Raw genomic sequence first — 538 nt, 5'->3', positions numbered from 1 at the left:
TGTCGTGACTGGAGTTCAGATGCTCTTCCGATCTACGGTGTATATCGCCGATACCGGTGTCTTCGTTCGGTGTGGTGGGCCCGACAAAGACAAATTTCAACGGCTCCGTCGAGCACTCTAACAGGCTGGTGTCTCATTGCGTGTCCCCCAACGCGTCTACGAAGAACTCGGTGGCGATCCGGCAGCGGACGCGTATCCCTCGGGAAATATTCCCTATCCCGATGGATTCGAGGAGGGCTGGATCGTGGTTGCCGACGAACTTGACTACACCAACCCGCTTGTCTCGACGGTGATGGACGAAGCCCGCCGGTTTATCGCTAACGAGACTGGCCGTGACGAAGATATCACCGAGAAAGCGGACACGGCACTCGTGGAGCTTGCTGCTCAGGTACTCGATACAGAGCAGGCGGATCACGTCGTTCTCTTGACGACCGACAAACCTAACGACGAATGAGTCAGCCATCACAGAGCGTATCGACCGCTTCATCGAGACGGGACACCACGAACGGATCTGGCGAGATTGGAACCCCGGTGAACG

The 538-nt window shown here is 56.9% G+C and carries 1 pseudogene; it reads left to right on the top strand.

Features of this window, described 5'->3' with window-relative positions:
* Positions 1 to 19: 19 nt before the first annotated feature.
* Positions 20 to 442 (top strand): annotated as a pseudogene (locus tag DVK06_RS19895) (hypothetical protein); the annotation flags it as partial.
* Positions 443 to 538: the final 96 nt, after the last annotated feature.

The organism is Halorubrum sp. Atlit-28R (assembly GCF_003665955.1).
Lineage (GTDB): Archaea > Halobacteriota > Halobacteria > Halobacteriales > Haloferacaceae > Halorubrum > Halorubrum tropicale.
Note: the sequence above shows the minus strand (reverse complement) of the source record. Positions and strands in the feature narration are given on the sequence as shown.